General features: G+C 44.8%; 10 protein-coding genes, 2 tRNA genes and 2 rRNA genes. 11 read left to right on the top strand and 3 right to left on the bottom strand.

The features are described from left to right. Positions 1-168: 168 nt before the first annotated feature. From ACIH2S_RS18480 to ACIH2S_RS18465, 4 genes are all read left to right on the top strand, one after another. Positions 169-3074: ribosomal RNA gene (locus tag ACIH2S_RS18480) — 23S ribosomal RNA — on the top strand. A 139-nt stretch (positions 3075-3213) separates the two neighbouring features. Beyond that, positions 3214-3329 (top strand): 5S ribosomal RNA (gene rrf, locus ACIH2S_RS18475). A gap of 56 nt (positions 3330-3385) precedes the next feature. Next, positions 3386-3462 (top strand) — tRNA-Asp (locus ACIH2S_RS18470). A gap of 8 nt (positions 3463-3470) precedes the next feature. Continuing rightward, positions 3471-3546: transfer RNA gene (locus ACIH2S_RS18465), tRNA-Trp, on the top strand. A gap of 208 nt (positions 3547-3754) precedes the next feature. On the opposite strand, the gene hdfR is transcribed toward ACIH2S_RS18465, so the two are convergent. Next, a complete protein-coding gene (hdfR, locus tag ACIH2S_RS18460) occupies positions 3755-4585 on the bottom strand; it encodes an HTH-type transcriptional regulator HdfR (protein WP_108478771.1) in 831 nt (276 codons plus the stop codon). Between the two features lie 111 nt (positions 4586-4696). On the opposite strand from hdfR, the gene ACIH2S_RS18455 reads away from it, so the two are divergent. Next, a complete protein-coding gene (locus ACIH2S_RS18455; RefSeq protein WP_036948772.1) occupies positions 4697-5035 on the top strand; it encodes a DUF413 domain-containing protein in 339 nt (112 codons plus the stop codon). Between the two features lie 97 nt (positions 5036-5132). On the opposite strand, the gene ACIH2S_RS18450 is transcribed toward ACIH2S_RS18455, so the two are convergent. Then, a complete protein-coding gene (locus tag ACIH2S_RS18450; RefSeq protein ID WP_108478772.1) occupies positions 5133-6659 on the bottom strand; it encodes a YifB family Mg chelatase-like AAA ATPase in 1527 nt (508 codons plus the stop codon). Positions 6660-7140: 481 nt separating this feature from the next. Here ACIH2S_RS18450 and ilvL point away from each other — a divergent pair, with 481 nt between their 5' ends. The 6 genes from ilvL to ilvA all read left to right on the top strand — a co-directional run bounded on the left by ilvL (position 7141) and on the right by ilvA (position 13713). Beyond that, a complete protein-coding gene (gene ilvL, locus ACIH2S_RS18445) occupies positions 7141-7239 on the top strand; it encodes an ilv operon leader peptide (RefSeq protein WP_108478773.1) in 99 nt (32 codons plus the stop codon). Positions 7240-7369: 130 nt separating this feature from the next. Further along, positions 7370-9016: an acetolactate synthase 2 catalytic subunit gene (gene ilvG / locus ACIH2S_RS18440; protein ID WP_108478774.1), complete on the top strand. Its 1647-nt coding sequence runs from the start codon at positions 7370-7372 to the stop codon at positions 9014-9016. Continuing rightward, complete coding sequence (ilvM, locus tag ACIH2S_RS18435) at positions 9013-9282, top strand: acetolactate synthase 2 small subunit (RefSeq protein ID WP_036948778.1); 270 nt, start codon at positions 9013-9015, stop codon at positions 9280-9282. Before ilvG ends, ilvM begins: the two co-directional genes overlap by 4 nt. Before the next feature lie 12 nt (positions 9283-9294). Continuing rightward, on the top strand, positions 9295-10224 hold the full coding sequence (locus ACIH2S_RS18430) for a branched-chain amino acid transaminase (RefSeq protein WP_006658220.1): 930 nt from the start codon (positions 9295-9297) through the stop codon (positions 10222-10224). A 61-nt stretch (positions 10225-10285) separates the two neighbouring features. Then, on the top strand, positions 10286-12136 hold the full coding sequence (gene ilvD, locus ACIH2S_RS18425) for a dihydroxy-acid dehydratase (protein WP_036948781.1): 1851 nt from the start codon (positions 10286-10288) through the stop codon (positions 12134-12136). 2 nt (positions 12137-12138) lie between these two features. After that, on the top strand, positions 12139-13713 hold the full coding sequence (gene ilvA, locus ACIH2S_RS18420; protein ID WP_108478775.1) for a threonine ammonia-lyase, biosynthetic: 1575 nt from the start codon (positions 12139-12141) through the stop codon (positions 13711-13713). Here ilvA and ilvY read toward each other — a convergent pair. Beyond that, positions 13705-14601: an HTH-type transcriptional activator IlvY gene (ilvY, locus tag ACIH2S_RS18415; RefSeq protein WP_108478776.1), complete on the bottom strand. Its 897-nt coding sequence runs from the start codon at positions 14599-14601 to the stop codon at positions 13705-13707. The genes ilvA and ilvY overlap by 9 nt on opposite strands. Between the last annotated feature and the right edge of the window lie 84 nt (positions 14602-14685).

Genomic DNA, 14685 nt, shown 5'->3' with positions numbered 1-14685 from the left:
TGTAGTTGGTTTAACAATTATGCTCTTTAACAATCTGGAACAAGCTGAAAATTGAAAACAACGCACATTGTTTATCGCTTAAACAATGTGAGAGTCTCTCAAAAATCTCAACTTGAATGTGTTCAACTGGCCGTCGGGTCAGTTGGTAAAGACACCTTCGGGTTGTGAGGTTAAGCGACTAAGCGTACACGGTGGATGCCTAGGCAATCAGAGGCGATGAAGGACGTGCTAATCTGCGATAAGCGTCGGTAAGGTGATATGAACCGTTATAACCGACGATTTCCGAATGGGGAAACCCAGTGCAATTCGTTGCACTATCGTTTGATGAATACATAGTCAAACGAAGCGAACCGAGGGAACTGAAACATCTCAGTACCTCGAGGAAAAGAAATCAACCGAGATTCCCCTAGTAGCGGCGAGCGAACGGGGAGCAGCCCAGAGTCTTAATCAGCATTAGCATCAGGAGAACGGTCTGGAAAGGCCGGCAGTAAAGGGTGATAGCCCCGTATCCGAAGGTGTTGGTGTTGTGAACTCGACGAGTAGGGCGGGACACGTGTTATCCTGTCTGAATATGGGGGGACCATCCTCCAAGGCTAAATACTCCTGATTGACCGATAGTGAACCAGTACCGTGAGGGAAAGGCGAAAAGAACCCCGGCGAGGGGAGTGAAATAGAACCTGAAACCGTGTACGTACAAGCAGTGGGAGCACCTTTATGGTGTGACTGCGTACCTTTTGTATAATGGGTCAGCGACTTATATTCTGTAGCAAGGTTAACCGTATAGGGGAGCCGTAGGGAAACCGAGTCTTAACTGGGCGAATGAGTTGCAGGGTATAGACCCGAAACCCGGTGATCTAGCCATGGGCAGGTTGAAGGTTGGGTAACACTAACTGGAGGACCGAACCGACTAATGTTGAAAAATTAGCGGATGACTTGTGGCTGGGGGTGAAAGGCCAATCAAACCGGGAGATAGCTGGTTCTCCCCGAAAGCTATTTAGGTAGCGCCTCGTGAACTCATCTTCGGGGGTAGAGCACTGTTTCGACTAGGGGGTCATCCCGACTTACCAACTCGATGCAAACTACGAATACCGAAGAATGTTATCACGGGAGACACACGGCGGGTGCTAACGTTCGTCGTGAAGAGGGAAACAACCCAGACCGCCAGCTAAGGTCCCAAAGTCATAGTTAAGTGGGAAACGAAGTGGGAAGGCTCAGACAGCCAGGATGTTGGCTTAGAAGCAGCCATCATTTAAAGAAAGCGTAATAGCTCACTGGTCGAGTCGGCCTGCGCGGAAGATGTAACGGGGCTAAACTATGCACCGAAGCTGCGGCAGCGATATGTAAATATTGTTGGGTAGGGGAGCGTTCTGTAAGCCTGTGAAGGTGACCTGTGAGGGTTGCTGGAGGTATCAGAAGTGCGAATGCTGACATAAGTAACGATAATGCGGGTGAAAAACCCGCACGCCGGAAGACCAAGGGTTCCTGTCCAACGTTAATCGGGGCAGGGTGAGTCGACCCCTAAGGCGAGGCAGAAATGCGTAGTCGATGGGAAACGGGTTAATATTCCCGTACTGGTGATAATTGCGATGGGGGGACGGAGAAGGTTAGGCTGGCCGGGCGACGGTTGTCCCGGTTTAAGGATGTAGGCAGGTGAATTAGGCAAATCCGGTTCACTATATGCTGAGGTCTGATGACGAGTCACTACGGTGGCGAAGTAGCTCATACCCCGCTTCCAGGAAAAGCCTCTAAGCTCTAGATTATCATTAATCGTACCCCAAACCGACACAGGTGGTCAGGTAGAGAATACTCAGGCGCTTGAGAGAACTCGGGTGAAGGAACTAGGCAAAATGGTGCCGTAACTTCGGGAGAAGGCACGCTGGCATTAGGTGAAGTGATTTACTCATGGAGCTGAAGCCAGTCGCAGATACCAGCTGGCTGCAACTGTTTATTAAAAACACAGCACTGTGCAAACACGAAAGTGGACGTATACGGTGTGACGCCTGCCCGGTGCTGGAAGGTTAATTGATGGGGTTATCCGTAAGGAGAAGCTCTTGATCGAAGCCCCAGTAAACGGCGGCCGTAACTATAACGGTCCTAAGGTAGCGAAATTCCTTGTCGGGTAAGTTCCGACCTGCACGAATGGCGTAATGATGGCCAGGCTGTCTCCACCCGAGACTCAGTGAAATTGAACTCGCTGTGAAGATGCAGTGTACCCGCGGCAAGACGGAAAGACCCCGTGAACCTTTACTATAGCTTGACACTGAACATTGAGCCTTGATGTGTAGGATAGGTGGGAGGCTTTGAAGCGTGGACGCCAGTCTGCGTGGAGCCAACCTTGAAATACCACCCTTTAATGTTTGATGTTCTAACGTAGCCCCGTAATCCGGGGTGCGGACAGTGTCTGGTGGGTAGTTTGACTGGGGCGGTCTCCTCCCAAAGAGTAACGGAGGAGCACGAAGGTTGGCTAAGCATGGTCGGACATCATGCGGTTAGTGCAAAGGCATAAGCCAGCTTGACTGCGAGAGTGACGGCTCGAGCAGGTACGAAAGTAGGTCTTAGTGATCCGGTGGTTCTGTATGGAAGGGCCATCGCTCAACGGATAAAAGGTACTCCGGGGATAACAGGCTGATACCGCCCAAGAGTTCATATCGACGGCGGTGTTTGGCACCTCGATGTCGGCTCATCACATCCTGGGGCTGAAGTAGGTCCCAAGGGTACGGCTGTTCGCCGTTTAAAGTGGTACGCGAGCTGGGTTTAGAACGTCGTGAGACAGTTCGGTCCCTATCTGCCGTGGGCGTTGGAAGATTGAAAGGGGCTGCTCCTAGTACGAGAGGACCGGAGTGGACGCACCACTGGTGTTCGGGTTGTCATGCCAATGGCATTGCCCGGTAGCTAAGTGCGGAAGAGATAACCGCTGAAAGCATCTAAGCGGGAAACTTGCCTTGAGATGAGTCTTCCCTGACTCTTTAAGGGTCCTAAAGGAACGTTTAAGACTAAGACGTTGATAGGTTGGGTGTGTAAGCGTAGCGATACGTTGAGCTAACCAATACTAATGAACCGTGAGGCTTAACCTGACAACACCGAAGGTGTTTTCGAGATGAGAGATTAAGTTGATTTTCAAAGAAAGTGAGAATCCGGAAGGTAGACACACAGCTTGTTCAGGATTGATATTCTGGTTTAAGAGAAAACTTAGACGGGAATAAACAGAATTTGTCTGGCGGCAATAGCGCGGTGGTCCCACCTGACCCCATGCCGAACTCAGTAGTGAAACGCCGTAGCGCCGATGGTAGTGTGGGGTCTCCCCATGTGAGAGTAGGGAGCTGCCAGACATTAAATTAAAGCTTATTGCGAAGCAATAAGTTGCTGAAAGGCAAAAAGAATAAGTGGAGCGGTAGTTCAGTTGGTTAGAATACCTGCCTGTCACGCAGGGGGTCGCGGGTTCGAGTCCCGTCCGTTCCGCCACTTAATTTAGGGGCGTAGTTCAATTGGTAGAGCACCGGTCTCCAAAACCGGGTGTTGGGAGTTCGAGTCTCTCCGCCCCTGCCAGTTACCAATTAAGTAATAATAAAAGAAGTATCTATTGATAACCCGATTATATTAATCGGGTTTTTCTTTTTGTATCCCTTCATTTCTTCCTAACTATAAAATTTCCTAGCACTTATCCTACCTATCTACCTTTAAATATTCCATCTAAGTGATAAAACATAGCAATAAAAAAGGGCGACAGTTCGCCCTGTTTTGAATTCTCTAATGTCTATTGGGTGTTTGGTATTGGTGTTTTAATAAGTTGATTAATTAGAACTTGCTGATCATTTTTTTTCAGCCAAATTGCATATAAAGGCTTAGTAATAACGTTATTTGAGAGTGTTTTTAACGTTGGATAATGTTGGAGCCAATGTGTTGGTAAAAATGCCGCTGAAAGCGATACAGGCAACAATTGACGCGTAATTTCTGCGGACGTCGTAATCATTATAGGGGAATCATCTTGAAGTAGCGTTGGTTCATTCTTGGGATGAAAATCAGCCCCCCATTCTAGCTTGATAAAATTATACTGAGTAAGGGCTATATTCTTTTGGGATGCCATTAATTGAAGTTGAATAGAACCAATGATGGTACTTTCAAATTCATCCATTTTTGGCGGCTCGATCGCTATCAGTAAGTCTAATTCTCTAGAGTGTAACTGTTTTACGAGTGATTGACGTGTAGATACGCGAGCTTCTAATCGTAGCTCATCATGTTGGTTATATAAAACTTCCAACCAACCAGTGAGATAACTTTCCCATAATGATGAAGTAGCGCCGATAGACAGCTCTGTATGCTGGGATGCGTGTGATATCTCTTTTTTGGCTTGAAGCCATGTATTCATTAGAGATTCGGCATAAGGAACTAAACGTTCTCCAGCAGCAGTTAAACGAATATTATTTCGGTGTCGTGTGAATAGACTTGTACCTAATTGGGTTTCTAACTGTCTGATACGAAAGCTAACGGCAGACTGCGTTAAGTAGAGAGATTCTGCGGCTCTGCCGAAGTGTCTGGTTCTACTAACTTCTAAAAAAGTTCTTAATAACTCGCTGTCCACACGCATCTCCAATAATTTTTGTCGTGATGATTCAAATGTTTTGTTTTACAGATTGTCAATGCTGTCTAATACTCCGCGCCATATAGAGTTGACCGTAATCAGTTAGGAGTGTGTCAGATGGCAGATAGCTTCATCACGACTAATCGTTTTTTTGATAATAAACATTACCCACGTGGCTTTTCTCGTCATGGTGATTTCACCATCAAAGAAGCTCAGTTGCTAGAACGTCATGGTCAAGCTTTCAATGAGCTTGATACAGGAAAACGCGCAGCGCAAACAGAAGAAGAAAAATTATTCGTCGCTGTTTGCCGTGGAGAGCGCGAACCTACAACCCTTGAAGAAAAAGTATGGGTGAAATATTCTAGCAGAATTAACCGTCCAAAGCGCTTCCACACACTATCGGGTGGTAAGCCACAGATAGATCCATCAGAAGACTATACTGATACGGATGATTAATTTCATTAGTATTAAAACAGTATAAGCATTAAAACAAATAGGGACTTAGGTCCCTTTTGTTGTTTATGTCTAAGCATTAACTTTTGTCTTAATTCCTTCAGCTTACTTGTTTTTGCAAATGAAGCAATAACTTATCCATTGCCCGATACCCTAGCGCCTCTAGTAAATGTTCACGTTGTATATTCGGTGAATAGCTAAGATCTGCAATTGTTCGCGAAACTCTAAGAATCCTGTGCCAAGCGCGGATAGATAGCCCTAGTTTAATAAGTGCATTCTCTAAGAATAGTGCATCTTCAGCAGCCAGTAGGCAGGTTTTTGTTGTTTCACTTGCTGTTAGCTGACTATTAATTTTCCCCGCTCGATTGATTTGTTGGTTTCTTGCTTCAATAACTCGTAAGCGAATTTGTTTGCTAGCTTCGCCTTGGTGCGTTTGTTGACTTAAAGTACCTAGAGGGAGTAGAGGGATCTCAATAGAGAGATCAAACCTGTCTAAGAATGGTCCTGAAATGCGTGATAAGTATCGTAGTACTTTCGCTGGAGAGGTACGACTCATTTCTCCTTGGTAATGCCCAGTGGGGCTAGGGTTAAGGGCCGCGATTAATTGGAAGTTAGCAGGGAAACACACCTTAGCTTTTGCTCTTGAAATGACAATTTGATGAGATTCTAGCGGTTCTCGTAAAGAGTCTAATACGGAGCGTGTGAATTCAGGTAATTCATCTAGAAACAATATGCCGTGATGGGCGAGGGATATCTCTCCTGGCTTAGGTAAGGAGCCACCACCAATCAAAGCGGTCATTGATGTATTGTGGTGAGGGCATCTAAATGGTCGTGTAGGCCACTTATTTATGGTTTCCATGGTTTGGCTAAGGCTATGTAATGCTGTGACTTCCAGTGCTTCTTGAGGCGTTAAGGGCGGGAGTAAAGTTATCAACCTGTGAGCTAACATAGTTTTACCTGTACCAGGAGGACCTAGCAGTAATAAATTGTGTCCACCTGCTGCGCTGATTTCTAATGCTCGCTTTCCTTGCTCTTGACCTATGATATCGCGAATATCATTTTCATGGTCAGAGGGATAAGCATGTTGAATAACTTGTTGATTCCTCGATAGTGTACTTTTTTGATGCAAGTAATGACAAAGTTCCAGTAAAGATGCGGCAAAACAGACGCTACTATCTGCTAATAAACTGAGTTGATATTGATTATCTTTCGATAGAATTAATTGTCTGTTTTGGATTATTGCTGCTTGAGCGGCAGGGATCCCGCCGTTGACATAACGTATATCTCCAGAGAGCGCTAATTCACCAAGAAACTCATGGTGCTCCAATAACTGATCAGGAATTTGTCCAGATGCCGCCAGTATTGCAATCGCAATAGCTAAATCATAACGACCACTTTCTTTAGGCAAATCTGCTGGCGCTAAGTTTACCGTCATCTTTTTTACTGGATATTCAAAGCCACTATTGACCATAGCACTCCGTACCCTATCTCGCGCTTCTTTAACTGCGGTTTCTGGTAATCCAACTAGAGTTAACCCCGGTAGTCCATTACTAATATGAGCTTCAACGGTCACAAGAGGAGCGTCTAATCCAATAGATGCTCGCGTGTAAACAATAGCTAACGTCATAAATCACCTCTTTGATTGACTAGCATAATATTCTGTTGTGAATCAGACGTGTTTTTCTATTGTGATTTTCATATTTGCGAAGCGACTCGATAATTAAATTGTTTAATTGCATGGGTGTTTCATTTTTTTTCGATGCGCTTTGAAGCCTTTAACTTAGCTAGTTACATTCATTTTGTTTTTTGAATAACAATAGTTTCAACAGCAAATTGGTTAAGTGAGGTTAATTTTTTGGATAGGCTTGATGGCGTACATTTCGCTAAATCAGAGATAGAGAATTGAGCTAAATCATGGGCAAATATTATTGCTAATCGCTAGTTTTTTGCTTTATTAATAGTTGTTTAGTCTGATTTAATTGTAATTCATTGAATTTAAATGAAATAAAAAACTTAATCATTAAAAAAATAAATAAGAGTTGTCAAAGTAATTTTAAAATGATAGTTCTTTAATAAAGATAACGATTAAAGTTGAAAAGATTAAACACATGAACAAATTCATCCAAGTGATTAGCCTAATTATTAGCGTGGTGGTGATTATTATCCCACCGTGCGGGGCTGCACTTGGACGACGAAAGCTGAAATAATAGCTAAATCTTACGAGAACCCCGCACCGAAAGGCGCGGGGTTTTTTTTGACATAAAATTTATGCAAACCAACAAAGATAATAAAAACATAATAAATACAAGTAAATAAAAAGGCAGATAGGTGATAAACATGAACGGAGCACAGTGGTTAGTTCAAGCATTAAGGACACAAGGCGTTGATACTGTTTTTGGATATCCAGGTGGCGCTATCATGCCTGTTTATGACGCGTTGTACGATGGTGGTGTGGAGCATTTGCTGTGTCGCCATGAGCAAGGCGCAGTTATCGCTGCCATCGGCTATGCTCGTTCGACAGGAAAAACAGGTGTTTGTATTGCGACTTCAGGTCCTGGAGCAACAAACGTGATTACAGGATTGGCTGATGCATTGCTTGACTCCGTCCCTGTTGTTGCTATCACCGGGCAGGTAGCTTCAGAGTTTATTGGTACAGATGCCTTTCAGGAAATTGATGTTTTAGGATTATCTTTGGCCTGTACAAAACATAGTTTTTTGGTGGAATCCATAGAGGACTTACCTCGTATTCTTGCTGAAGCTTTCGCAATCGCAAATAGTGGGCGTCCCGGACCAGTACTGATTGATATTCCGAAAGATATTCAGCTGCAATGTGCAGATTTATCGCCCTATTTAATGCCTGTAGAGCAACAAGATTCGACTTCTGAGGATGCAATCCAACAAGCAAGAACGCTGTTGGAACAGTCAGAAAAACCGATGTTATACATTGGTGGTGGAGTCGGAATGTCAGGGGCTGTAACTGAATTAAGAGCCTTTATAGAACACACAAAGATTCCGTCAGTTGTCACCTTGAAAGGTTTAGGTGCAGTACATCCAGCAGATAAAAACTATCTAGGCATGTTGGGGATGCACGGTACAAAAGCTGCCAATATTTCAGTGCAACGTTGTGATTTACTCATCGCGGTTGGTGCGCGTTTTGACGATAGAGTTACAGGTAAATTAAACACTTTTGCTCCTAATGCGAAAGTTATTCATATCGACATTGATCACGTTGAGTTGGATAAATTACGTCAAACCCATGTAGCACTATTGGGGGATGCGAAAGCGCTATTGCCTCAATTGATGGTGACAAAAAATATCACAAGTTGGCAGGAAGAGGTTCAACAACTCAAGCACGAGTTTGGCTGGCGCTATGACCACCCCGGCGAACCAATCTACGCCCCATTATTGCTGAAACAGCTGTCAGACAAAATGAAACCCAATACTGTTGTTACAACAGATGTTGGTCAGCACCAAATGTGGTCTGCTCAGCATATTGTTGTTGATGGACCAGAGAATTTTTTAACGTCAAGCGGGTTAGGAACGATGGGTTTTGGGATCCCCGCAGCGGTGGGAGCTCAAGTTGCTCGCCCTGAAGATACCGTTGTTTGTGTATCTGGCGATGGATCTTTCATGATGAACGTGCAAGAGCTGGGAACTATCAAACGTAAGCAATTACCCGTTAAGATTTTATTGTTAGATAACCAACGATTAGGAATGGTTCGTCAATGGCAAGAGCTGTTTTTTGAGCAACGCTACAGTGAAACCATTTTGACTGACAATCCAGATTTTGTTGCATTAGCGAGCGCTTTTGGCATTCAAGGTCGCCGTATTACATGTAAATCAGAAGTGGACGCAGCACTCGATGAGCTACTGACAAGTGAGGGCGCGTTTTTATTACAGGTATCAATTAATGAATTAGAAAATGTCTGGCCATTGGTTCCACCAGGGGCTAGTAACGAAAAAATGATGGAGAAACCGTTATGATGCAACATCAACTCTCGATATTAGCCCGTTTCCGCCCCGAGGTTTTAGAGCGTATTTTGCGAGTAACTCGCCATCGTGGATTTCGGATTAGTTCTATGAATGTGGATCAATTATCAGATAGTGATAATGTAAGTATCGAACTAACTGTCAGCAGCCAGAGACCGTTGGCACAGTTATGTGCACAGTTAACGAAGTTGGCTGACATCACTGAAGTTGAAATAAAACAACAAGAATCGCGACTATTACGCACACAAAGTGCAATGTAAGGAATAGATAAAATGACTAAGAAAGCTGACTTTATTTGGTTTAACGGTGAAATGACGCCATGGGCAGATGCTAAAGTTCATGTAATGTCTCACGCTCTGCATTACGGAACTTCCGTATTTGAAGGCGTCCGTTGCTATGATTCACACAAGGGACCTGTGGTTTTCCGTCATCGTGAACACATGCAGCGTTTACATGATTCTGCGAAAATTTACCGTATGCCTGTCAGCTACAGCGTTGATGAGTTAATGGAAGCTTGTCGTGCAACTCTACGTAAAAATAACTTAGTCAGCGCCTATATTCGTCCATTAGTTTTCATTGGTGATGTGGGCATGGGGGTGAATCCACCAGATGGCTACAGTACTGATGTTATTTTAGCGGCATTCCCATGGGGAGCATATTTAGGTGAAGAGGCATTAGACCAAGGAATTGATGCAATGGTCTCTTCATGGAATCGTGTTGCACCGAATACTATCCCTACTGGTGCAAAAGCAGGTGGTAACTACCTGTCTTCATTACTGGTTGGTAGCGAAGCGCGCCGCCATGGCTACCAAGAAGGTATCGCTCTGGATGTTCATGGTTATCTTTCTGAGGGGGCAGGCGAGAATATCTTTGAAGTGAAAGATGGCATTTTGTATACCCCGCCATTTACGTCATCAGCGTTACCAGGGATCACCCGTGATGCCATTTTGACATTAGCAAAAGATATGGGAATTGAAGTGCGTGAACAAACGTTGTCTCGTGAATCTCTGTACTTAGCGGATGAAGTCTTTATGACAGGAACCGCAGCTGAAATCACGCCAGTTCGCAGTGTTGATGGTATCCAAGTTGGTATCGGTCGTTGTGGCCCTGTGACGAAGAAAATTCAGCAAGCATTCTTTGGCTTATTTAACGGTACAACAGAAGACAAATGGGGCTGGTTAGATCCAGTAAACCCTCAATAATTAAATATTAAAAATTACAGGCGGTCGTTCCCCGCCTGTTTTAAAACTCGGGAGTTAAGATATGCCTAAGTACCGTTCAGCAACAACCACTCATGGCCGTAATATGGCAGGAGCGCGAGCATTATGGCGCGCGACAGGTATGACCGATGATGATTTTGGGAAGCCAATTATTGCCGTTGTAAACTCATTTACTCAGTTTGTTCCTGGTCATGTGCACTTACGTGATTTAGGCAAGCTCGTCGCAGAACAAATCGAACAAGCGGGCGGCGTCGCGAAAGAGTTTAACACTATTGCAGTGGATGATGGGATTGCAATGGGACATGGTGGTATGCTGTATTCCTTACCTTCCCGTGAACTGATAGCAGACTCAGTAGAATATATGGTGAATGCGCACTGCGCAGATGCCATGGTATGTATTTCCAACTGTGACAAAATCACCCCAGGTATGTTAATGGCATCCTTGCGCCTGAATATTCCCGTGATTTTTGTTTCCGGTGGACCAATGGAAGCAGGAAAAACCAAGCTTTCAGATCAAATCATCAAACTTGACCTTGTGGATGCGATGATCCAAGGCGCGAATCCAAATGTCAGTGATGAAGATAGTGAAAAAATTGAACGTTCAGCATGTCCAACATGTGGGTCATGCTCAGGGATGTTCACTGCGAATTCAATGAACTGTTTAACCGAAGCATTGGGTCTTTCTCAGCCAGGAAATGGTTCATTACTTGCGACTCACGCTGATCGTAAAACGTTATTTATCAATGCAGGTAAGCGAATTGTTGAGCTGACTAAACGTTATTACGAACAGAATGATGAAAGCGCATTACCGCGTAATATCGCGACAAAGGCTGCATTTGAAAATGCGATGACATTAGATATTGCGATGGGAGGCTCTACAAATACTGTTCTGCATTTACTGGCAGCTGCACAAGAAGCAGAAGTAGATTTCACCATGGATGATATTGACCGCTTATCTCGTCAAGTCCCTCATTTATGTAAAGTTGCACCAAGCACACAAAAATATCATATGGAAGATGTACACCGTGCTGGTGGTGTGATTGGTATTCTTGGGGAGCTGAGCCGTGCAGGTTTATTGCAGGAAGATGTGAAGAATATTCTAGGTCTTTCATTACCAGAAACATTAGCTCAGTACGATGTTATGTTGACGAAGGATGAATCTGTAAGATCTATGTTTTCAGCGGGACCTGCGGGTATTCGTACCACTCAAGCATTTTCTCAAAATTGCCGTTGGCCATCGCTAGATACTGACCGTGAAAATGGTTGTATCCGCAATCTTGAGCATGCTTATAGCTTGGACGGTGGTTTGGCGGTACTTGCTGGCAATATCGCCGAAGATGGCTGTATCGTGAAAACGGCAGGGGTTGATGAAGGTAGCTTAACTTTCCGTGGACCTGCAAAAGTGTTTGAAAGCCAAGATGATGCGGTAGAGGCTATCTTAGGTGGAAAAGTTGTTGCCGGCGATGTTGTTGTTATCCGTTATGAAGGTCCTAAAGGCGGACCAGGTATGCAAGAAATGTTGTACCCAACTTCTTATCTGAAATCGATGGGATTAGGTAAAGATTGTGCACTGATCACTGATGGGCGTTTCTCAGGAGGAAGTTCAGGTTTATCAATCGGGCATATCTCTCCTGAAGCAGCAAGTGGCGGGTTACTGGCGTTGGTACAAGATGGGGATATTATCGATATCAATATTCCAAAGCGTACCATGTCCCTAGATGTTAACGACAGTGAGTTAGCAAAACGTCGCGAAGCAGAATTAGCGCGCGGAGATAAAGCCTATACTCCGCGTAATCGTCAGCGTGAGGTTTCTTTCGCTTTGCGTGCTTATGCTTCTTTGGCGACGAGTGCGGATAAAGGTGCTGTACGCGATAAGTCTAAATTAGGAGGCTAATTGTGGCAGCCGCAAAACCATTACCTGCGGCACCGACAGGTGCCGATTATCTCAAAGCGGCGCTTAGTGCGCCTGTTTATGAAGCAGCACAAGTGACGCCGCTACAAGAAATGAGCAAGCTCTCTTCACGTCTGGGTAATACGATTTTAGTCAAACGTGAAGATAGGCAGCCAGTACACAGTTTTAAATTACGTGGCGCTTACGCCATGATTGCGGGCTTGACCGAAGAGCAAAAAGCCAAAGGTGTTGTCACTGCATCCGCGGGGAATCATGCGCAGGGCGTAGCGTTGTCGGCTAATCGTGTCGGAATTAAGGCCAAAATTGTTATGCCAGTGGCAACCGCAGATATCAAAGTGGATGCTGTTCGCAGCTTTGGTGGAGAAGCCATTTTATACGGCGCAAATTTTGATGAAGCAAAAGCTCACGCAATTGAGATGGCAAAACGTGAAGGATATACCTTTGTGCCGCCATTTGATCATCCGTCAGTGATAGCCGGTCAAGCAACTATTGCACTAGAACTCCTTCAGCAGGATGCGCACCTCGACCGTATTTTTGTGCCTGTTGGGGGCGGTGGATTGATTGCCGGTGTCGCTGTATTAATCAAACAGTTGATGCCTGAAATTAAGATTATCGGTGTAGAAGCTGAAGATGCAGCCTGTTTAAAAGCGGCATTAGAGGCTGGTCATCCTGTTGATCTCCCTCGTGTTGGTTTATTTGCGGAAGGCGTTGCTGTGAAACGCATTGGTGACGAAACCTTTCGCCTATGCCAGCAGTATGTCGATGATGTGATCACCGTAGATAGTGATGCTATTTGTGCGGCACTGAAGGATATTTTTGAAGATGTGAGAGCGATTGCAGAACCGTCGGGGGCGTTAGCGTTGGCGGGACTAAAAAAATATGTTCAGCAACATAACATTAAAGGTGAAAGGCTGGCGCATATTTTGTCAGGTGCAAACATGAACTTCCATGGTTTACGTTATGTCTCCGAGCGTTGCGAATTAGGTGAACAACGAGAAGCGCTGCTTGCGGTGACTATTCCTGAACAGAAAGGTAGTTTTTTGCGATTCTGCCAATTGCTTGGTAACCGCTCAATCACTGAGTTTAATTATCGTTATACAGATGCTGACCCAGAGCGTGCCTGCATTTTTGTGGGTGTTCGCTTAAATGGTGGTGAGCAAGAGCGGCACGACATTATTCAAGGGCTGCAAAATAATGGTTATGAAGTCGCTGATTTATCGGATGATGAAATGGCGAAGTTGCATGTGCGCTATATGATTGGTGGGCGCCCATCGAAGCCATTGGATGAAAAGCTGTATAGTTTTGAGTTTCCTGAATCTCCAGGGGCGTTATTGAAGTTCTTAGAAACACTAGGAACTCACTGGAATATCACGCTATTTCATTATCGTAGTCATGGAACGGACTATGGGCGAGTGCTGGCGGCCTTTGAGCTTTCGGGTCCAGAAGTACGCTTTGATCGCCACCTTGATGCGCTAGGGTATGAATATCATGATGAAACAGGGAATCCATCCTTCCGTTTCTTCTTAGCGCCTCAAGATAGCAGAAAAACATTAGATTGAGTGTTCTGGGAGCAATTCCCAGAATGCCTTAATTAATGGCTCACTTAGGCGTTTGCTGAGAAGGCAAACGCCAAGTTCAAATGGTTCTACCATCGAAATATTATCGAGTTGAGAGACACGGCTACGAACAGGCTCGGGGCTATTATCGACGACGACACTCGGTATCAATGCAATACCGCAGCCCAATGCCACCATAGAAACAATAGCTTCATGACCTGAAACAGTCGCGTAAATCACTGGGTTATGGATGCGATGGCGTTTAAACCATAATTCAATACGTTTACGAGAAGGTCCATGTTCAGGAAGAATGAAAGGCACCGTGGACCAATCAGGCTCGGCTTCAGTCACCATACTCCGTACCGCACAAGGCAGTGATGGGGCAATAAGCACTAGGGGAATTTCCCCAATTTTGGCGAATCTCACGTTATCGGGCAATTTTTCAGGTTTACCTGCGATGCCTAAATCTGCTTCTTTGGTTTCGACTTTTTCAACGGCATCTGCGGCATCGCCTGTAGTGAGTTTTATTTCAACGAGCGGATGCAAAGCACGAAATTTATCAAGTACTTGAGGTAAATGACTATACGCGGCGGTGACTGAGCAAAATAGGCGTAATTCACCGCTTAATGATGGACTTTGCTGGTTGAGAGCATGTTTTAGTTGCTGATATTGCAGCAGCGTTTGCTGGGCAAATTGCTTGAGGTGCTCACCTGCTTGGGTCAGTTTTACCGAACGGTTATCACGGATGAACAGAGGATGACCCAATTGATCTTCTAAACGCTGAATTTGTCTTGATAGTGTGGATGGGCTGACATGCATGGCCTTTGACGTTCGACCAAAGTGGCAGCTTTCTGCTAAGTGCAAAAACAGTTGTAGTTCACGAATATCCATTTTGCCCTCTGATGATACCTTGATTATCGTTGCAAATATTGCAACATTATATTGTTAATATATCAATTTAAGCAATGCTCATCA

Source organism: Providencia lanzhouensis (assembly GCF_050469745.1).
GTDB classification, from domain to species: domain Bacteria; phylum Pseudomonadota; class Gammaproteobacteria; order Enterobacterales; family Enterobacteriaceae; genus Providencia; species Providencia lanzhouensis.
This window is presented reverse-complemented; position numbering and strand designations above follow the sequence as displayed.